This window comes from Paractinoplanes abujensis, from assembly GCF_014204895.1.
Classification (GTDB): Bacteria; Actinomycetota; Actinomycetes; order Mycobacteriales; family Micromonosporaceae; genus Actinoplanes; species Actinoplanes abujensis.
In genome coordinates, this window is record NZ_JACHMF010000001.1 from 2,015,191 (window position 1) to 2,034,895 (window position 19,705).

The 19,705-nt window shown below is 69.6% G+C and carries 17 protein-coding genes; 10 read left to right on the forward strand and 7 right to left on the reverse strand.

What is annotated here, in order from left to right:
- Positions 1-124: 124 nt before the first annotated feature.
- Positions 125-1,222: a glycosyltransferase gene (locus tag BKA14_RS08705; protein ID WP_184950395.1), complete on the reverse strand. Its 1,098-nt coding sequence runs from the start codon at positions 1,220-1,222 to the stop codon at positions 125-127.
- Positions 1,215-2,144 carry a glycosyltransferase family 2 protein gene (locus BKA14_RS08710; RefSeq protein WP_184950396.1) on the reverse strand — a complete coding sequence of 310 codons (930 nt, stop codon included), beginning with the start codon at positions 2,142-2,144 and terminating at the stop codon, positions 1,215-1,217. Before BKA14_RS08710 ends, BKA14_RS08705 begins: the two co-directional genes overlap by 8 nt.
- 298 nt (positions 2,145-2,442) lie before the next feature.
- Here BKA14_RS08710 and BKA14_RS08715 point away from each other — a divergent pair, with 298 nt between their 5' ends.
- Entirely contained in the window at positions 2,443-3,297 is an 855-nt protein-coding gene (locus BKA14_RS08715) for an MEDS domain-containing protein (RefSeq protein WP_184950397.1), read from the forward strand.
- Here BKA14_RS08715 and ybiA read toward each other — a convergent pair.
- The gene (gene ybiA / locus BKA14_RS08720) at positions 3,291-3,848 is read right to left on the reverse strand and encodes a riboflavin biosynthesis intermediates N-glycosidase (RefSeq protein WP_184950398.1); all 558 of its coding nucleotides are present in this window, start codon (positions 3,846-3,848) and stop codon (positions 3,291-3,293) included. The two genes, BKA14_RS08715 and ybiA, sit on opposite strands and share 7 nt — an antisense overlap.
- Positions 3,849-4,640: 792 nt before the next feature.
- Here ybiA and BKA14_RS08725 point away from each other — a divergent pair.
- Positions 4,641-5,126: a hypothetical protein gene (locus BKA14_RS08725; protein WP_438861874.1), complete on the forward strand. Its 486-nt coding sequence runs from the start codon at positions 4,641-4,643 to the stop codon at positions 5,124-5,126.
- Between the two features lie 137 nt (positions 5,127-5,263).
- The gene (locus BKA14_RS08730; RefSeq protein WP_184950399.1) at positions 5,264-5,434 is read left to right on the forward strand and encodes a hypothetical protein; all 171 of its coding nucleotides are present in this window, start codon (positions 5,264-5,266) and stop codon (positions 5,432-5,434) included.
- 69 nt (positions 5,435-5,503) lie between these two features.
- On the opposite strand, the gene BKA14_RS08735 is transcribed toward BKA14_RS08730, so the two are convergent.
- Positions 5,504-5,959, reverse strand: coding sequence for an NUDIX domain-containing protein (locus tag BKA14_RS08735; protein WP_184950400.1), 456 nt, complete (start codon positions 5,957-5,959; stop codon positions 5,504-5,506).
- 216 nt (positions 5,960-6,175) lie between these two features.
- On the opposite strand from BKA14_RS08735, the gene BKA14_RS08740 reads away from it, so the two are divergent.
- Positions 6,176-6,604 carry a hypothetical protein gene (locus BKA14_RS08740; RefSeq protein WP_184950401.1) on the forward strand — a complete coding sequence of 143 codons (429 nt, stop codon included), beginning with the start codon at positions 6,176-6,178 and terminating at the stop codon, positions 6,602-6,604.
- Positions 6,605-6,731: 127 nt separating this feature from the next.
- Here BKA14_RS08740 and BKA14_RS08745 read toward each other — a convergent pair whose 3' ends face one another.
- Entirely contained in the window at positions 6,732-7,130 is a 399-nt protein-coding gene (locus tag BKA14_RS08745) for a GNAT family N-acetyltransferase (RefSeq protein WP_184950402.1), read from the reverse strand.
- Positions 7,131-7,320: 190 nt separating this feature from the next.
- On the opposite strand from BKA14_RS08745, the gene chvE reads away from it, so the two are divergent.
- The 3 genes from chvE to mmsB are packed head-to-tail and all read left to right on the forward strand — an operon-like array spanning position 7,321 to position 11,203.
- Positions 7,321-8,448, forward strand: a complete 1,128-nt coding sequence (gene chvE / locus BKA14_RS08750) for a multiple monosaccharide ABC transporter substrate-binding protein (RefSeq protein WP_184950403.1) — start codon at positions 7,321-7,323, stop codon at positions 8,446-8,448.
- The gene (gene mmsA / locus BKA14_RS08755; RefSeq protein WP_184950404.1) at positions 8,448-9,974 is read left to right on the forward strand and encodes a multiple monosaccharide ABC transporter ATP-binding protein; all 1,527 of its coding nucleotides are present in this window, start codon (positions 8,448-8,450) and stop codon (positions 9,972-9,974) included. Before chvE ends, mmsA begins: the two co-directional genes overlap by 1 nt.
- On the forward strand, positions 9,971-11,203 hold the full coding sequence (gene mmsB, locus BKA14_RS08760) for a multiple monosaccharide ABC transporter permease (protein ID WP_184950405.1): 1,233 nt from the start codon (positions 9,971-9,973) through the stop codon (positions 11,201-11,203). Before mmsA ends, mmsB begins: the two co-directional genes overlap by 4 nt.
- Before the next feature lie 19 nt (positions 11,204-11,222).
- Here the strand turns inward: mmsB and BKA14_RS08765 are convergent, their stop codons facing one another.
- A complete protein-coding gene (locus BKA14_RS08765) occupies positions 11,223-11,714 on the reverse strand; it encodes an anthrone oxygenase family protein (RefSeq protein WP_184950406.1) in 492 nt (163 codons plus the stop codon).
- A 163-nt stretch (positions 11,715-11,877) separates the two neighbouring features.
- On the opposite strand from BKA14_RS08765, the gene BKA14_RS08770 reads away from it, so the two are divergent.
- On the forward strand, positions 11,878-14,133 hold the full coding sequence (locus BKA14_RS08770) for a putative bifunctional diguanylate cyclase/phosphodiesterase (protein WP_184950407.1): 2,256 nt from the start codon (positions 11,878-11,880) through the stop codon (positions 14,131-14,133).
- Here the strand turns inward: BKA14_RS08770 and BKA14_RS08775 are convergent.
- The gene (locus BKA14_RS08775; protein WP_184950408.1) at positions 14,130-17,084 is read right to left on the reverse strand and encodes a 3-keto-alpha-glucoside-1,2-lyase-like domain-containing protein; all 2,955 of its coding nucleotides are present in this window, start codon (positions 17,082-17,084) and stop codon (positions 14,130-14,132) included. The genes BKA14_RS08770 and BKA14_RS08775 overlap by 4 nt on opposite strands.
- 178 nt (positions 17,085-17,262) lie before the next feature.
- On the opposite strand from BKA14_RS08775, the gene BKA14_RS08780 reads away from it, so the two are divergent.
- Both BKA14_RS08780 and BKA14_RS08785 read left to right on the forward strand, forming a co-directional pair.
- Complete coding sequence (locus BKA14_RS08780; protein WP_184950409.1) at positions 17,263-18,660, forward strand: Nramp family divalent metal transporter; 1,398 nt, start codon at positions 17,263-17,265, stop codon at positions 18,658-18,660.
- Positions 18,661-18,707: 47 nt separating this feature from the next.
- The gene (locus BKA14_RS08785) at positions 18,708-19,685 is read left to right on the forward strand and encodes a hypothetical protein (RefSeq protein WP_184950410.1); all 978 of its coding nucleotides are present in this window, start codon (positions 18,708-18,710) and stop codon (positions 19,683-19,685) included.
- Positions 19,686-19,705 lie beyond the last annotated feature (20 nt).

Here is a 19,705-nt window from a genome sequence, read left to right on the forward strand (position 1 = left end):
ACACAAACAGGCCGGGTTTCGGTGCCCCGTCAATCGCCGGCGCGCTTGTCGCTCCACGTTGTCCACTCGAGCAGCTGTTCGTCCGCCGTGCCCAGGCTTCACCGGCGCACCCTGCAAAACCGCGCTAGCTGCGCTGCCCTGCGACCGAGTCGTACACGTCCTCCAGGCGCCGGCTCTGCTTCACGACGTCGAACTCGGCCTCGGCGCGCGCACGGGCCGCCGTACCGTAAGCGGTTTGCAGGTCTTGATCGCCGAGAAGTTTGCGCAGGTTGGCGGCGAGCGCCTCCCGGTCGCCCTCGGCGCCCAGCAGGCCCGTGGTGCCGTCGGCGACCGCCTCGGGGATGCCGCTGTGCCGGGTCGAGACCACGGGCAGGCCGAGCGCCATCGCCTCGACGACAGTGGTCGGCAGGCCTTCGCTGTCGCCGTCGGCCGCCGTACGGGAAGGGGCGGCCACCACCCGGGACTCGCCGAGCAGCCGATACACCTCAGCGGCGGGCTGCGCGCCCAGAAACGTCGCGTCGACGCGCAACGAACGCGCATATTCGCGCATCTCCTCCAGCCGGGGACCGTCGCCGATGAACACGGCCTTGGGCGCGTCCAGCGTGGCCAGCGCGGCCAGCAGGTCGTCGGCGCCCTTCTTCTCGACGAACCGGCCGACGAACGCCACATCCCACCGCTTGGGGCCGGTGGGCACCGCGGCCGGGATCGGGACACCCGTGTGGTGCACGCGCACCTTGGCCGGGTCGGCGCCCCAGCCGATCGCGCGTTGCCGGATGACCTCGGACACCGCGATCAGCCCGGCCGCCCGCGCGAACACCGTGCGCAAGTTGCGCCGATAACGCACACCCTTGGCCCCGGTGCTCTCGGGCTGCCGCGTGACGTCGTGGCCGTGCAGCGTGACGAGCAGCGGAATCCCGGCCCGGGCGGCTTCCCCGCTGACCAGCCAGCCGTCGCCGCCGAAATGCGCGTGCACGAGATCCGGCCGCAGATCGGTCAGCGCCCGCCGGAGCACCGGGGAACTGCCGAGCAGCCGCAACCGCAGGAAGTCGTGGTCGCGTTGCGCGCGGAACAGCGTGATGTCGGTGTCGCGCGCCAGCGTCGAGGCAGTCTTCGTCGCGCCCACGTAAACCGGTTCCCAGCGGCCCAGCGAATCGGCCTGGTTGCGGATGAACGTCTCCGAGGCCGAGATCAGCGCGCTGCGCCAGATGGCGACCTTACGCATGCGCCTTCTTCCCCACGACCAGATCCCGTACGCGGTGCCGGACGGTGGGCGGCAGCGCCCAGATCTGCAGGAAGGTGACGTAGTCGAGCGCACCCGGACGGCCGTTGGTGCGCGCCTCGGTCAGCAGCTCACGGAACACCTTGGGACTGCGCGTCGGTGCGGCCATCGAGCTGATCACGCTCATCGTGACGGCAGCGTACGCGCGCGGGGTGAACAGGTGGCGGCTCTGCCGGACCCAGGCGAGTTGCTCCTCCCACGGGTTCTGCAGGCTGATCCGTTCGCGGTTCTCGTCCTGGTGCCACAGCACGAGCGGTTCCGCGGCGTAGAGCAGCTCGACGTCGTCGTGCTGCAGCGCGCGCAACGTCCAGTCGAGCTCCTGCTGGCGGCGCAGCCCCACGGTGAACGGGACGCGGCGCAGCAGCTCGGCCGGCGCCATGATGGTGGACGTCTGGATGAAGCCGTCGCCGTAGAACAGCCCCCGGCGCACAGTCAGATATTCGCTGAGCGGCTCACCCGGCTCGGGCAACCGGCGCGGCATCACGGTGTCGGACCGCGGCGTCCGGCTGATCATGCGGGTGGCGACGACGGGGAAGGCCTTGGTCGCCGTCGCGGCCAGCGCGAGCTGCGCCTCGATCTTGCCCGGCAGCCACTCGTCGTCGTCGTCGAGCAGGGCCACCCAGGTGCCCTCGGCGACCCGGACGCCCTGGTTGCGGGCGTTCGGGGCCTTGCCGCGCTCGGGCAGCACCAGCACCCGGAGGCGGTCGTCGTCGATCTCCCGCAGCGCGCTGACCGTGGCTTCGTCGGGCCCGTCGATCACGACGACGACCTCGAGGCTGCGGTGCGTCTGCCCGAGCGCGCTGCGCACCGCACGGGTGGCCAGCTCCGGGCGGTTGCACGTCGGAATGACGACGCTGACGTCCATGTGTCGAATACCTGCTCACCGTTTTGCCGGGCTGGTGCCCGGTGACTGCGCCGCAGATTAGAAGGCCCCGGCGGCGAAACGGTGAATGACGCTCAACGCCCGGGCGAACCGGCAATGTGCAGGCGCGGTCCCCGGCCGCCCCCGGTGAACACGAGGTGTCCCGGCGCCCTTCAGGTGACGAACTCACTCGTACGAGGTAACGCGACGGAAGCGCTTCGCGGCGTACGGTGAACGCCACCTTGCGCGGAGGTGACCGATGCTGCGCGGGGAAGGCGGCGCAGACCGGAGGGAGACCGCTGTGGCGCTGCTCGACCGCCTCGAGCTCGGAGATCACATCTGCTGGACCGTCGACGACGACGACACCCGGCAGGACGAGATCGCCGGCATCCTGCACGACGGGCTGCTCTCCCGGCACAAAGTCGTCTACTCCGGCGACGACCCCGCCCCGGTCCTGTCCCGGCTCGAACGGCGCGGCGTCGCGATCCGGGCCGCCCTCCGATCGGGGCAGCTGACCGCGGCCACCCCCGAGAGCAGCTATTTGGCCGGGGGCTCGTTCGACGCCGACGGCACACTCGCGCACTGGCAGGTCGAGAAGGCCCGCTGCCGGGCCGAGGGATACCTGGGGTTGCGCGTCGTCGGCGACATGAACTGGGCGCTGCGTCAGGTGCCGGGCGCCGACCGGCTCGAATGGTACGAGCAACGCTGCAACACCGTGTTCGCCGACGGCTACGTGATGGGCGTCTGCGCGTACGACCGCAGGGTTTTCGACCCCGTGCACCTGCGCCGGCTCGCCCTGGCGCATCCCGGGGCGGCCGGCCCGTTGCTGCCCTTCGACCCCGAGACCTCACTGCGGATCCGGCGGACCGACCAGCCGTACGGGTTGTGGCTCTCCGGCGAAGCCGACATGTCCAACCGGCACGCCCTCCGGGCCATGATCGAAGAGGTCTTCGTGACCCGGGACGGCGAGCCGATCGTCACGCTCGACGTCACCGCGCTCCGGTTCGCCGACACCGCCGCGGCCCGCGTGCTGCTCAACGCCGCCGCCACCCTCGGACCGCTGCACGTCGTGGGCTGCACCCCCGTGCTCGTCCGGTTGCTGCTCTTCCTCGGCGCCGAGGAGATCCCCGGCCTGGTCGTGACGTCAGGCTACTGACCCCGCAAACTCTCCCGGACGTCCATCAGCGCGAACCCGAGCAGGTTGGTGCCCCGCCAGCGGCGCGGATCGGCCGCGCGCGGGTCGTCCCGGCCCAGCCCGATGCCCCAGATACGGTCGAGCGGGCTCGCCTCGACCAGCACCCGCTCGCCGGTCGTGAGCAGATAGTCGCGCAACTCGTCGTCCTGCCCGAACTTGGCCAGATTGCCGGCCACGACGATCTGGTAGCGGTGCTCGTCCCACTCCGGCTGCCGGAAAGGCGTCACCCGTCCGCCCAGCGCCTTCGCCACCTTGGGGTGCGGCGCGGCCAGGATGCGCGCGGCCATGGCGTCGTCACCGAACAGCGTCGCCTTGCGCCACATCATGTAATGCTCGGCGCTGGCAAAACTGTGCCCGTCAGCGGTGAACCGGGCCGGCCACCACTGGCTGAGACAACCGGAGCCCACACTGCCGTCCCGCTCGGGCTGGTGCCCCCAGAAGAACAGATACTTCACCCGGTTACGGGCGGCGTACTCGGACAGGTCGTCGACGCTGCGGGCCATGACAGACATGCCCGCGAGTCTGCCTCACAAGAGGCCTCGGTGGCGCACCCATTTTTGTCGTACCCCGAGGCTAAGTTTCGAGCCATGAACAACGAGACGAAGCCCGCCAACCGTCCTGCTTCCCCGGCTTCACGCCCACCCGTGGTGCCGGCCGCGCTGCGCGCACGCCGGGCTCGCCGCGCCAGATTACGAGCCTCAGCAGCGGCCGCAATCCGAAGAGCAGCCCAGTGACTTCCGGCGCCGTGCCCTGACGCTCGGGTCGCTCGCCCGGGGCTGCTCGCGGCTCGCGCCGCTGCGGGCCGCTCCGTCCGAGCTCGCCGCCGCTCGCCGTGAGCCGTCCGCTGCCGTCTGCCGCATCGGTTGCTGCGGGCCGCTCGGTCCGAGCTCGTCGCTGGTCGCGGCTGGTCGCGGCTGGTCGCCGCTCGTCGCGGCTGGTCGCCGCTCGTCGCGGCTGGTCGCCGCTCGTCGCGGTCCTTCGTCGCTCGTCGCCGCTGGTCGTCGCTGGTCGCGGCTGGTCGCGGTCCTTCGTCGCTCGTTGCCGCCCGCTACTGTCTAGCCGTACCGCCCGCTGCGGGCCGCTCGCTGCCGCCAGTCGCCACGGGCCCGCACGTCGCCGCGAACCCACACCATTCGCTGCGGCCGCAGTTCGTGCAGGCCGTGTCGGTCGCTGTCGTCGGGCTGCTGCCTTCCGGGCGGCCTGAACTGGTATCGAGTTCGGAGTCTCGGTGTTGCGTTGACTCTCGACCTGGTTGAGGGGTCAGAGTCGCGGGCGTCGTGTTGTGCAATCGCCTGGAGTGGAACGTGAGCGAGTCCCCGAGTAATGGTGTCGACGACGTGATGGCGGCGATCGCGGCGGCCGTCGGGCGGGGGCGGGCCGGTGACCGGGCCGGGGCGCGTCAGGCGCTGGCTGGGCTGTGGGACGGCAGTGACGACCCCCTGCATCGGTGCAGCATCGCGCACTACGCGGCCGACCTGCAGGAGACTGTGGCCGACGAGTTGATGTGGGACGAGCGTGCATTGGCTGAGGCGGCGAGGCTGTCCGACGAGCGTGCCCGGAGTTACGACGCCGCCTGGCAGGTGCGGGCGCTGCTGCCGTCGCTGCACCTGAATCTGGCCGACGCACACCGCCGCTCCGGCCACGCGAAAGCGGCGCGTACTCACTTGGCGGCCGCCGTCGCAGATCTGGACGCGGTGCCCGACGACGAGTACGGAAAGCTGATCCGCGTGGGCGCCGACAGGGTTCGCCGAGCCCTCGACGCTGGGTCGGTCGAGCCGCTGGCCTTATAAGCAGCTGCTGCTGATCGCTGCCCCTGCCCGCTGCTCCCGCTGCGCTCGCTACTCGTGCTGCTAGCTGCGTCGGCTACTCGCGCTGCGACTGGTGCTCGCCGGCACGGTCCGTACGCCTGGCCACCTCGGCGAACGCCGTGCGCCGACTGCTCGTGCTGCGCGCGTTGCTCGTGCTGCGCGGGCTGCTCGTGCTGCTCGCGCTGCGGCCGCTACTCGCGCTGCGGCCGCCGCTCGGGGCGTTCCTGCTGCCTGACACTGTGGCTCTGCGCCGGACTGCGCCGGGCGCCGACGGCTGCGGCTTGAATTGATGAGTCCGTCGAGCTGCTGGCGCCACGGGTTGTCGGCGGCGGGCGGGTCTCGCCGTCGGCGGGTGGGGGTCAGTTGTGGCGTTGCGGGTCGGTTCGTTTCTGGGTCGTCCTGTGGCGCGGGGTGGGGTCGCCGAGTAGGGCGAGGCACGCTACGCCCAGTTTGAGTCCGGGCAGTGCGTCCTCGGTGAACCACGCGATGGCGTCGTGTTCCTCCGGGGCGGCGTTGATCGGGGAGCCTGTCCACGTCTCGATCACCCAGATCTGGATGTCGAAGGTGTCGCCGTGGACTTCGCCGTCGGGCGGGCCCGACGGCGGCGCGATGTCTATGCCCAGTTCTTCCCGGAGTTCGCGCACGAGTGCGGCGGCGGGCAGTTCGCCGGGCTCGACCAGTCCGCCGGGCAGGTCCCAGACATCGGCGTTGTTGCGTTTGCGGGGTGACCGGTAGCAGAGCAGCAGCCGGTCGCCGTCGCGCAGTAACGCCGTGACGACCTGGTCTCGGGGAGGACGTTCGGCGGGGACCGGCACCGGCGCATTGTGTCACCTGTCGTGAGCGGGGGCTGTCCCGTGCCGAGTTTCCAGAACAGCCGCCAGTCCGGTGAACGGCAATACCGGTGTGAAAGGCGGGCAGCGGCCGTGGCCGGCGTGCCGATCAAAGCGGGGGCTTCTGAATGATCAATTTGGTTCCGGCATTCGCGGCGTCGGCGTCTGAGGGCTGGGCACCCGATCCCCTATGCTGCGTCGATGAATGTGGCCTGGTGGGCGACGGAAGTGCGATCACGGCTCTTCTGCGCGGTGCCGGTGCACTCCGGCTGGGCCGGCTTGGACGATCGTTTCCAGCATCTGCGTCGCCGCCGGATCCGGGGTTACGTGGAGGTCGCGTTTCCGGACGCGGGGTCACGGCGGCTGAGCATCGGTTTTCGCGGCCTGTATGCGGTTGTCCGATCGGTGGGGACGGACCCGGCGGCGCGATCCTTCCTGCTCGGCGGGGACGGCAGCGTGCCGGACGGGGCCTACGTCCAGGTGCCGGTCCGGGACGACCTGATCCGGTTCGACGGCGAGTTCGTCCTCGACGTCGAGCACGCCTGGGAGCTGGTGCACACCTTCGTCCGCACCGGCGAGACGGGCGACCTGGGCCACTGGCACCTGACCCGGCCGGGGCCGGCTGCCTGAACCGGGCATGTTCCGTTACACCTGTCCGGGCCGCACGACGCGGTGTTCGGTTGCTGAGGCCGCGCCCCTCGGTGAGTTTGCGGCATGTGCGCGGCCGGGCAGGCTGCGGGGCGGACGGGGGCCGGGGTCAGAGCCGGATCAGGCCTGCCTCGGACGGGCGGAAGCCGCACCGGTCCAGGTAGAAGTGCCGGAGACGGGGCTCGAAGTCGACGTGCAGCCAGGCGCAGCCGGCGGCTCGCGTCTCGGCGACGGCGGCTGACACCAGCGCCGTCCCGACGCCGCTGTCTTGACAGGCCGGGTCGACGGCGGTGTCGAGCAGGAACGCGTGGGCGCCGCCGTCCCAGCAGACCTGGACGAAGCCGATCAGGCGTTCGCCGGCGAAGGCGCCGATCCAGGTCAGCGCGTGCCGGGCCAGGCGACTCGCCCACGGGGTCACGACGGCCGGGTCGCCGTCGAACGCCCGCGCGTGCAGTTCGCTCAGTTCGGCGTCGTCGACCGCGAACCGGGTCACCAGCGTGAAGGTCATGTGGCCAGCAGATCACGGGTGGGGTCCGGGCGGGGGAGAGTCGAGCATCGATCGTTCCGAGACCCTTCTGTTATCGATAACAAAGTAACGGCCAAATGACGGCAACGTTGCTCGGAACGGTTGACACCCGTTCGTGTGACCGTTCACACTCGACCGCACTCCCGCTCCGACGGACCCCAAGGAGTTCCGCATGAGAATGTCCAGGATGGGCGCGGTGCTCAGCGCCACCGTGCTCGCCGCCTCCCTGGCCGCATGTGGTTCAAGCGAGAAAACTGTCGACCAGCAAGCCGCCCCGGGCGACAACACGGGCGCCCTGATCGGTGTCACCATGCCCACCCGCTCCAGCGAGCGGTGGATCAGCGACGGTGACAACCTCAAGAAGCAGCTCGAGGCGCTCGGCTACAAGGTCGACCTGCAGTACGCCGAGGACAAGATCCCGACGCAGACGCAGCAGCTCGACAACCAGATCACCAAGGGCGCCAAGCTGCTGATCATCGCCTCGATCGACGGCACCGCCATCACCACGCAGCTCGAGAACGCGAAGGCTGCCAACATCCCGGTCATCGCGTACGACCGGCTCATCCGCGAGAGCCCGAACGTGGACTACTACGCCACGTTCGACAACTTCAAGGTCGGCGTCCAGCAGGCGACGTCGCTGCTCACCGGGCTCAAGGTGCTCAAGCCGGACGGCTCGGCGGGTGACGCCAAGGGCCCGTTCAACATCGAGCTGTTCGCGGGCTCGCCCGACGACAACAACGCCACGTTCTTCTTCAACGGCGCGATGAGCGTGCTCAAGCCCAAGATCGACGACGGCACGCTGGTCGTGAAGAGCAAGCAGACCGACTTCAAGACCGTCGCGATCCTGCGCTGGCAGGCCAAGCGGGCGCAGGACCGGATGGAAGACCTGCTGACGTCCACTTATCGCACCGGTTCCAAGGTCGACGGGGTCCTTTCCCCGTACGACGGTCTCTCGATCGGTATTTTGTCGGCGCTCAAGAGCAACGGCTACGGCACCGCGGCGCAGCCCTGGCCGATCGTCACCGGGCAGGACGCCGAGCAGGCCTCGGTCAAGTCGATCCTGCGCGGCGAGCAGTACTCGACGATCTACAAGGACACCCGCGAGCTGGCCAAGACCACCGTCACGATGGCCGACGCCGTGCTCAAGGGGCAGACGCCGCAGACGAACAACACGACCGACTACGACAACGGCAAGAAGGTCGTCCCGTCGATGCTGCTCGAGTCGGTCATCGTCGACAAGAGCAACTACAAGAAGGAACTCGTCGACTCCGGCTACTACACCGAGTCCCAGCTCAAGTGATGTCGGATTCCATCCTGCGCATGCGGGGCATCTCCAAGACCTTCCCGGGCGTACGGGCCCTGGACGACGTCAATCTGGAGGTGCTCCGCGGCGAGATCCACGCGATCTGCGGGGAGAACGGCGCCGGCAAGAGCACCCTGATGAAGGTGCTCTCCGGCGTCTACCCGCACGGCGATTACACCGGGACGATCGAGTTCGACGGGCAGGAGGGCCGGTTCGCCGGCATCCGCGACAGCGAGCACCGCGGCATCGTGATCATTCATCAGGAGCTGGCGCTCGCGCCCAACCTGTCGATCGCCGAGAACATCTTCCTCGGCAACGAGCAGTCCCGGCGCGGCCTGATCGACTGGAACCGGACGAACGCCGCCGCCGCCGACCTGATGCGCCGGGTCGGCCTGCGCGAGAACCCGGTCACCCAGGTGCTCGACCTCGGCGTCGGCAAGCAGCAGCTCGTCGAGATCGCCAAGGCGCTGTCCAAGCGGGTGCAGCTGCTGATCCTGGACGAGCCGACCGCGGCGCTCAACGACGAGGACTCGGCGCACCTGCTCGGGCTGCTGCGCGGCCTGCGCGACGAGGGCATCACCTGCGTGATCATCTCGCACAAGCTCAACGAGGTGCTGGAGATCGCCGACCGGGTGACCATCCTGCGCGACGGCAAGACGATCACGACGCTCGACGCCGCCGGCCTGACCGAGGACCGCATCATCAGCGGCATGGTCGGCCGCGACCTCGACCACCGTTTCCCGCCGCACGAGCCGCGCATCGGGGAGGAGGTCCTGCGGGTCGAGAACTGGACCGTGCACAGCCCCACCCAGCACGGCCGGCTGCTCGTGTCGGGCGCCAACCTGAGCGTGCGCCGGGGTGAGATCGTCGGGCTGGCCGGGCTGATGGGTGCCGGCCGCACCGAGCTGGCCATGAGCATCTTCGGCCGGTCGTACGGCACCGGGATCAGCGGCCGCATCTTCAAGGACGGCCGGGAGATCCGGCTGCGCTCGGTGCGCGAGGCCATCGACCACGGCATCGCGTACGCCACCGAGGACCGCAAACGGTACGGGCTCAACCTGATCGAGGACATCAAGCGCAACGTCTCCGCGGCCGGGCTGGGCAAGCTGGCCCGGCGGGGCTGGGTCGACGACAACGAGGAGTACAAGGTCGCCGAGTCGTACCGCAAGAGCCTGAACATCAAGGCGCCGAGCGTCTCCAGCGTCACCGGCAAGCTCTCGGGCGGCAACCAGCAGAAGGTCGTGCTGTCCAAGTGGATCTTCACCGATCCCGACGTGCTGATCCTGGACGAGCCCACCCGCGGCATCGACGTCGGCGCCAAGTACGAGATCTACACGATCATCAACCGGCTCGCCGACGAGGGCAAGGCGGTGCTGCTGATCTCCAGCGAGCTGCCCGAGCTGCTCGGGCTGTGCGACCGCATCTACACCCTTTCGGCCGGGCGGATCACCGGTGAGGTGCCGCGGGCCGAGGCCACCCAGGAAGGGCTCATGACCCTCATGACCGGGGAGGCGCCGCGATGAGCATCGCCCCCTCCAAGCAGCGGGAAGCTTTCTCTTTCGCCCCCCGGGGCCCGCGCCGTTTCCAGATCAACCTGCGGCAGAGCGGCATCTACATCGCGTTCGTCGCGATCGTGCTGCTGTTCACGATCCTGACCGGCGGCGACATGCTCGCCCCGCAGAACATCAGCAACATCATCGTCCAGAACTCGTACATCCTCATCCTGGCCATCGGCATGATCCTGGTGATCATCGCGGGGCACATCGACCTGTCGGTGGGCTCGATCGTGGCGGCCACCGGCGCGGTCGCGGCCGTGCTGATGGTCAACCACGACGTCCCGTGGCCGCTGGCGCTGCTGATCACGCTGCTCGTGGGGGCGGCGATCGGCGCGTGGCAGGGCTACTGGGTGGCGTACTTCGGGATCCCGGCGTTCATCGTGACGCTGGCCGGCATGCTGCTGTTCCGCGCGGTCACCTACAACATCCTCGGCAACCGCGGCATCGGGCCCTTCCCGGAAGAGGTCCGCACCCTCTCCAACGGCTTCACCGACGGCTATCTGGGCAACATCGGCCTGGGCGCGCTGGGCGGGGCCGACCTGGTCTCGCTGCTGGTCGGGGTGGCCGCCGTGGCCGGCATCGTGGTCACGCAGTGGCGCTCGCGGGCCGGGCGGGTCAAGTTCGGCCAGGCCGTCGAGCCGTTCCCGCTGTTCGTGCTCAAGATCGCCCTAGCCGGGTTCGTGGTCATGTTCGTGATCGTGCAGCTGGCCCGGTTCCGCAACGTGCCCTGGGTGCTGGTGCTGCTGGCCGCGCTCGTGCTGGGCTACTCGCTGCTGACCAACCGGGCCGTGTTCGGCCGGCAGATCTACGCGGTCGGCGGCAACCTGCAGGCGGCGACGTTGTCCGGCGTCAAGGTCAAGTCCGTCGTGTTCTGGATCTTCGTGAACATGGGGGTGCTGTCGGCGCTCGCGGGCATCATCTTCGCGGGGCGGCTCAATCAGGCCAACCCGACCGGTGGCGACCAGTTCGAGCTGGACGCGATCGCGGCCGCCTTCATCGGGGGCGCGGCCGTGCAGGGCGGTGTGGGCAAGGTGGTCGGCGCGATCACCGGTGGCCTGATCATGGGTGTGATCAACAACGGCATGAGCCTGATCGGCGCCCCCAGCGAGCAGGTGCTGCTGGTGAAGGGGGCGGTGCTGCTGGCGGCCGTCGCCTTCGACGTCTGGACGAAGCGGCGAGCCGGCGCCAGCAGGTAGCAGCGCGCGGCCGGTGGGGTCAGCCCAGCCGGCCGCGCACCACCAGCGCCCAGCACAGGCACCCGAAGGCCGCGGTGGTGGCGATGGTGCGCACGAGGTTCCAAGCCGTCCACCGGGCCTCGTCGAAGGCCGCGCGCACGCCGGCCAGGTCGGCGATGCTGTCGGGGGAGCCGGCCGCCTTGAGCGCGTCGTTCAGCGGCACGTTGACGGCCACGGTGATCCCGAAGACCACGATGTAGAGCACCAGCGCCGCGAGCACCCAGGGCAGGATCTCGCGCCCCGGGCTCAGGATCGCCGCGGCCGCCGTGAACAGCAGGGCGCCGGCGAAGCCGGTCATGAACCAGGGGTTGATGATCGCCCGGTCCAGGGCCTGGAACGCACCGATGAACGTCCGGTCGTCGGTGCGGGCCAGCCCCGCCATCACCGTGTGCTGGTAGAGGCCGAACACGCCGGCCATCAGACCCGTCGTCATCGTCGCCGCGATCAGTGCGGTCACTCTCAGTGCGAACATGCCTGTCAGTCAACCGGCGCGCGGGCCGGCCCGACATCGCTCAGAATCCACGGCCCATACGCATTGAGCTCACTGTGATATGTCCGACCGACCGTCAAGTCGGACCCCGCCCGGCCGATCACCACCGAGTCCGCAACTCAGGTGCAACCGGCCGGAGACACACATGCCCGCAGTGCCGCGCGAATCCGGCGCCGTACCCCGTACGAGCCGGGTTTGGCTGTGGTTCCTGCTGATGGGCGGCGTCGCGGCCGTCGCGTACGTCGTGCTGCCGCCCAACGCGTTCACCAACTGGATGTTCCCCGCGATCAACACCAGCGGCGCGGTGGCCGCGTGGATCGGCCTGCACCGCAAGCAGCCCCGCAACAAGGCCGCCTGGACCATGCTGGCCGCCGCGCTCACGCTGTCGGCGGCCGGGGACATCATCTTCGCCGGCTACGACCTGGTGCACGCCGCCCCGCCCTTCCCGTCGGTGGCCGACGTCCTCTACATCGCCGCGCACCTGCTGGCCGTGGTGGCCGTGGCGCGGCTGAGCCATCACGCCGGCCGGGACAGCGTGCTCGAGGCCGGCGTGCTCACCGTCCCGCTGGCCCTGCAGTACTGGATCCACATCATCAGCCCGACCCTGAGCGGCGGCGGCAACGGCCTGGCCGTCCTGGTCGCCGTGGGCACCCCGGTCGGCACGCTGATCGTGCTGTTCGGCGCGCTGCGGGCGGGTCTGAGCATGGAGATGCGCCGCGCGCCGGCCCGGCTGCTGGTGGCGGGCATGATGGCGTGGTTCGTCGCGGATGCCTACTACGCCACGGCCAGCCTCAACGGAACGTACGAGTCCGGCGGCTGGATGGACCTGGGCTGGATGCTCATGCCGCTGCTGATCGGCGCGGCCGCCCTGCACCCGCAGATGCCGCAGCTCAACGTGCCGCTGCACGTCTCCACCAACATCCTCAGCGTGCGCCGCTACATGCTGGTCATCACGGGCGTGCTGCTGCTGGACGCCTACGCGGCGGTGACCGTGGACGGCGCCGACCAGCTCGTCAGCGTGGCCGTGCTGGTCTCGGCCACGCTGGCCGCGATCCGGATCCGCCGCCCGCTGCGCGACATGGGCCGGCGCGCCACCCAGGACGCGCTGACCGGCCTGCCCAACCGCACCGAGCTGCTCCGCCGCCTCACGTTCGCGCTGGCCGAGCTGCCCGCCGACGGCAGCAGCAAGGTCGCGCTGCTGTTCTGCGACCTCGACCGGTTCAAGGACGTCAACGACAGCCTGGGCCACGCGGCGGGCGACCGGATGCTGGTCACGATCGCCGAGCGGATCGTGGCCTCGGTGCGCGACGGCCGCGACATCGTGGCCCGGCTCGGCGGCGACGAGTTCGTCATCCTGATGCCCGAGGCCACCGACGCCGACACCGACGTCGTGGCCGAGCGCCTGGTCACCACGTTCACCGAGCCGATCGTCATCGACGGCGTCGAGCTCTACCCGTCGGTGTCGGTCGGCGTGCGCACCACCGACGACTACAAGGCCGACCCGGACGAGTTGCTGCGCGACGCCGACACCGCCATGTACCGGGCCAAGAGCGGCGGCCGGGGCCGGGCCGAACGGTTCGACGACCGGTACGCGGCCGAGGCCGGCGCCCGGCTCAAGCTCGACACCGAGCTGCGCCACGCCCTGGCCAACGGCGAGCTGGAATGCTTCTACCAGCCGGAGATCGACCTCGCGACGGGCCGGCTGTACGCGCTGGAGGCCCTCGTACGGTGGCGGCACCCGGAACGTGGCCTGCTGGCGCCGGACGAGTTCGTGCCGCACGCCGAGACCGTCGGCATCATCGGGCAGCTCTTCGAGCAGGTCCTGGCCGAGGTGCTGACCCAGCAGGACGCCTGGTACGACGCGTTCGGCTGGCGCCCGCCGGTGGCCGTCAACGTGTCGCCGCGGCAGCTCAACGCCTCCCGGCTCGTCCCGATGGTGCTCGACGCCCTGGCCGCGCACGGCACCCCGCCGGAGGCACTGATCCTCGAGGTGACCGAGACCGGCCTGGTCGACGACACCGTCATGACGGGTACCCTGGCCGAGCTGCGCCGGCACGGGGTGGCGGTGGCCGTCGACGACTTCGGCACCGGTTATTCGTCGGTGTCACGCCTGGCCGGACGGCACTGGGACGCGCTGAAGATCGACCGCAGTTTCACTGCCGGCATCGCCACCGACGAGTCCCGCGAGGGCGTGGTCCGGGCCATGATCGCCCTGGCCCACTCGCTCAAGCTGCGGGCCATCGCCGAGGGCGTCGAGGACGAGGCGACTTTGGCCAAGCTGCGCGAGCTGGGCTGCGACGCGGGCCAGGGCTACCTCTGGAACCGCCCGGCCGGCGCCGCGGCGACCACCGAGATGATCGCCGCGTCGCCGCACTGGGGAGCCCTGCCGGCCGCCGTCTAGCTCGCGGCCGGTTCGATCCAGATGTTGCGGTACTGCACCTTGTTGCCGTGATCCTGCAGGCGGATGGCGCCGGTGGCCGGGCCCTCCGGGATGTTGCCGCCGGTGCCGTTGGGGATCTCGATGTTGTCGTGCACCTTCTGACCGTTCCAGACGACGGTGATGCGGGCGTTCTCCGTCTTCGCCCCGGCCGCGTCGTAGCGGGCCGCGCGGAACGTGATGTCGTACTTCTGCCATGTCTCGGGCGCGGTGGCCGCGTTCACGTCGGGCGCCTTGACGGTGTAGATCGCGCCGGCCTCGTTGTTGGCGAGCGTCGTGTCCCCGTACGAGTCGAGGATCTGCAGCTCGTAACGCTCCTGCTGGTAGACGCCGCTGTTACCCCGGTTCTGCCCGGTCACGTCGTCGGGGAGCAGCGGGACCTTGAACTCGACGTGCAGCTTGTAGTCGCCGAACGCCTCGAGCGTACGGATGTCGCCGCAGCAGACCTCGGTCGCGTTCGGGGCGACAGCGGGCCACTGCGGGCGCCGGCCGTCGGTGTGCTGCCAGTTGTCGAGGCCGTTGCCGTCGAAGAGCACGATCCGCGCGCTGGGCTTGCGCACGCTGATCTGGTCGAGGTTGACGTGCCCGGAGTCCGAGGCGTCGACCCGCCACTGGATGGTGTTGACGCCCCTCTTGAGCTTGAGCGTCTCGTAGACCGAAGCCCACTCGTCCCACGTGACCGTGGACGGCAGTGACACCTGGCGGATCTTCTTGTCGTTGACGTAGACGCTGACCGTCTTGGTGCCGCTGAACGGGTTGGGCCCGTTGGAGTAGCGCAGCCCGACCGTGTAGTCGCCGGCCTTGTCGACGGTCACGTGGTTGGTGGTGGAGGCGTTGAGGTTGCCGAACCCGGCCACGAACCCGATGCCGGAGAAACCGCGGTGGTCGGTGGCCAGCGACGCGCCGCCCTCCCGGTTGCCCTCCTCGGCCTCGTAGAAGACCTGCTGGGTCTGCGGGCCGGGCTTCTCGTTCATCGTGTACCAGGCCTCGGTGCTCCACAGCGTCTCACCGTCGGCGGCCGCGAAGGGGCGCGGGGAGCGCAGGTGCACCACCCGGTCCTTGCGCAGCCCCGGGACGGTCAGGGTCACCGTCTTCTTGTCACCGGAGACCTTCGCGTCGGTGACCGCCAGGGTCTCCCGGTCGACCTCCGGGCCGCCGTACTGCGCGGTCGGCACGTAGCGCCACTGCTCGACGGCGTACTTCGCCTTGAGCCCCTCGATCGTCGAAGCGTTGAGCGGCTTCGTGTACTCGATCTTGAAGCCGGTCTGGGTGGCCTTCATCGTCTTCATGTCGAACACGGTCTTGCCGTTGGGGGTGAGCTTCTGCAGCCCGAAGCGCAGCTTGCCCTCCTGCCCCCAGTTGCCGTCGGCGCCGAGCCCGCCCACGTAGATCGCGCCGTCGGGCCCGATCGCGACCCGGTTGATGCCCGCCTCGAGGCCCTGGGTGTGCCGGAAGATCGCACCCTGCTCGACGCCGTGCACCGTCTCCAGCGCGGCCCGCTGCAGACCGCCGTACGTGACGTCGCCGATCACGAACTGACCCTTGAACGGGCCCGACTTGAGCAGCACCGGCGTGCTGGGGGAGTTGCCGATCTGGTTCTGCGGGATCCACAGCACCGGCCGGGTCACCGGGTTGGCGTCGAACTTGCCGTCCGGGTTGGTGTAGTGGTTGTAGAACGCGTCCTCTTCGATCTTCAGCAGCTTCGACGACGGTAGCCAGCCGCCCTGGTTGTCGGTGACGTAGATGTCGCCGCCCTCGCCCCAGCCGATCCCGTTGGGCGTACGCAGGCCGCCCGCGACCGTCGTGACCTTGCCGCTCTTGCGGTTGACCACGATGTGCGTGCCGCGGCCGCGGACCGGCTGCGGGTCGGTCGTCGCGCCGCCCAGGTTGATCGAGACGCTCAGGTTGAGGTAGAAGTTGCCACCCTTGTAGAGCAGCCCGAACGCGAACTCGTGGAAGTTGCCGCCGAACGGCCACGTGGCGACGGTGCGCTTGGTGTCGAGGACGTCGTCGGAGTTCGTGTCCTTGAGCTCGGTCAGCTCGTGCTTCTGCGACACGTAGACCAGCCCGTCGACGACCGCGAGGCCCATCGGCTCCTTGAGGCCTTCGGCGATCTTCTTGTACGTGACCTTGTCCGGCCCGGTCGTGCCGGCGGTGCCGGAGACCAGGTAGACCTCGCCGAGCACCTTGTCCGAGCCGCCCCACGTGCTGATCAGCATCTTGCCGTCGGGGCGCCACGCGATGCCCGTGACCTGGGGCTCGAAGCCCGGCGGGCGCAGGTTCGTGAGGTTGTAGCCGGGGTTCACAGCGGTCAGCGGCAGCCCGTCGCCGGGCGCGTCGGTGCCTTCGGCGCACTCCTTCTGGCCGGGCGCGGTCACCCGTACGACACCGGCGTCGGTGCTCAGCGCGCTCGTGGGCACGACCTCGAAGTCGCTCGCGCCCGGCGTCTTCCACGACAGGGTCAGCCGCTGGCCGCCGGTCTTGTCGAAGTGCTCGACGCGCAACTTGTGCACGCCCGCGGTCAGCTCGGCCGTGCCCTCCCCGGGCGGCTCGACGTCGTGCAGCCCGTCGTGGTCGACCACGAGCGCGTCGTCGATGTAGAGCTTGGAGCCGTCGTCGCTGACCAGCCGGAAGGTGTACGCCCCGGCGGCCGGCGCGGTCAGGTTGGCCAGCGCGTGCGTGATGAAGTTGTCGTTGAGCCCGAACTGGTCGGTGGTGGACCAGTCGACGGTGGGCATGAGCTTGTCCACATTGGGGGTCTGGCTGGGCTTGAGCTCGCACACCTTGCTCATCGGCAGGCCGATGTCGTACGTCCGGAGCGTGACGCCGGGCTCCTGCGGTGGGTCGGCGGCGGCGTAGGCCGGCGCGGCGGTGAACGTCCCGACGAGCAGGGCGGCCACGAACAAACGTTTCATCGGCACTCCAGGGTTACCGCGACGATTCAGGGTGGTGAATACCTTCGTTTGCTTTCGTTGGAAAGTCCATGGCTTTCCGCTGATTGGACAAAAGTTTTCCCGTACGAGCCGAAAGTACGGGGCCCCTTGACATGTTGGTCTTGGACTGTCCAGGGTGGAGGTCCCGTGAGGAGCGGCCGTGGCGACCACCGACGCCTTCCCGACCCGCTATCTGCCCGCGCCCGAGATCCGTGAACTGCCCGACGAGCCCCGCCGCTACGGCAAACTGATCGGCCCGGGCATCATCGCCGCCGGGGTCGGCCTGGCCTCCGGCGAGTTCGTCCTCTTCCCGTACATCGCCTCGCAGGTCGGCCTGGTCTTCGTCTGGGCCGCGCTGGTCGGCCTGATCACCCAGTACTTCCTCAACATGGAGATCGAGCGCTACACCCTGGCCACCGGCGAGACCGCGCTCACCGGGTTCAGCCGCTACTGGAAACACTGGGGCCTGGTCTTCGCGATCCTCACGTACTTCGCCAACCTCTGGCCCGGCTGGGCCACCAGCTCGGCCACCCTCACCACGTACATCTTCGGCGGCAACCGCACCGTGATCGCGGTGTGCATGCTGATCGCCATCGGGCTGATCCTCACCCTGGCCCCGGTCGTCTACGTGGCCCTCGAACGAGCCCAGATGCTCAAAGTCGCCGCCGTGCTCACCTTCTTCGTCGTGGCCGCGATCTTCGCGATCGGCGCGTCCGCCTGGAGCGACCTGCCCGACGTGGTGACCCGGCCCCGCGTGCCCGTCGACGAGCTCGGCTTCGCGCTGCTGCTGGGTGCGCTCGCCTTCGCCGGAGCCGGGGGAGGGCAGAACCTGGTGCAGTCCAACTGGATCCGCGACAAGGGATACGGCATGGGCTCGTACGCGCCCCGGCTCGTCAGCCCCGTGACCGGCCAGTCCGAGGCCGCCCCCAGCACGGGTTACGTGTTCGAGCCGACGGAGGAGAACCTGCGGCGCTGGCGGGGCTGGTGGAAGTTCGCCAACATCGAGCAGCTGGCCACATTCGTGCTGATCACCTTCGTGACGATCCTGTTCACGTCGCTGCTGGCCTACTCCACGGTCTTCGGCCGCGACGGGCTGGAGAACAGCATCGGCTTCCTCGAGGTCGAGGGCGCGGTGCTGGCCGACCGCGTCGGCAACTGGTTCCAGTACCTGTTCTGGATCATCGGCGCGTTCTCCCTGTTCGCCGCGGCCCTGGGCATCGTCGACTACACCAGCCGGCTGGCCGCCGACGTCATCAAGACCTCGTACGCCCGCGACGCCGACGAGAGCAAGGTCTACGCCGGCCTGGTCTGGGGCCTGGTCGCGATCGGCATCGTGGTGCTGGTGGCCGGCTTCGACCAGCCCATCGTCCTGCTGGTCATCTCGGCAGTGGTCGGCGGCTTCATGATGTTCGTCTACTCGGCCCTGCTCATCCTGATCAACCGGCGCATCCTGCCCGCCCCCATCCGGGTCCGGGGCGTCCGGCTGGCCGCCCTGATCTGGTCCTTCGCCCTCTTCGGGGTGCTCTCCGTGGCCACGTTCATCGACCGGGTCTTTTAGCGCCGCTTTAACCCGGTCTTAGCCGCCGGGCCGCGAAAGTGCAGCGCATGTCAATCAAGCGCACGTTCGCGGCCCTGGCCGCTCTGTCCGTGGTACCGCTGGCGGTCGTCGCCGCCCAGCCCGCCGCGCAGGCCGCCAGCTCCAAGTTCTGCACCGGCGGCAGCTACACCGTCCTCGGCACAACCGGCACCAAGGACCGCTTCCGGGGCACGGTCGCCGCGCCCGCCGGCCGGTTCACCGTCCAGGGCAAATACACCCGCTTCACCATCGACCCGGCCACCTTCGCCCTGTACGACTACGCCTTCACCGGCGCCCCGAACACCGGTGACATGACCGGCGGCCGTGCGGTCGGCATCTACGCCGGCAAGGTCCCCGACCACCGCGGGCTCACCCTGACGAGCGCGATCAGCCTCGAACTGCGCGACGAAGACATGGTCATCTCCCGTACGGGCCCCGGCGGCCTCAGCATGAAGATCCAGGCCAAGGACTGCGCTCAGGGCGGCATCTTCCAGATGGAACCCGCCCGCGGCGACGGCACCGCCACCCGGATCGTGCACACCCTGGCCGACACCACGTTCTACTACGACAACCCGAACTTCCGGGCCCGCCTCGGCCAGTACCTCGGCTCCGGATGCACCTCGGTCGCGGGTCCCGCCGGGCCGGCCTGCGTCCGCGTGACCCCCCGAGTCACCATCGCCAACGACACAGCCCCACGCCTGGTCCTCCGCGACAGCGCCCAGGTCGCCACCCGAGTCCCTTCACCTGAGTGCGGCCCCGACTTCACGAACACGCTGGGCCTGACCGAGACGAAGGACCACTGCGGCGGGGTGTCCATCTGGGACGTCGCCTCGGGCGGCCGCATGGGCATGGTCACCGGCGAGGACGCCACCGAGGTGGCCAACCCGCCGACCACCTGCACCACCGACTGCCAGGCCGAGAACCAGGTCCGCGGCGAACTCGCCGTGCTGGGCTTCCCGTCCCCGGTCCCCGCCGAGAGCCGCCTCACCCCGCGCACAGCCTCCTGACCGTCCTTGCCCGGCAGAGC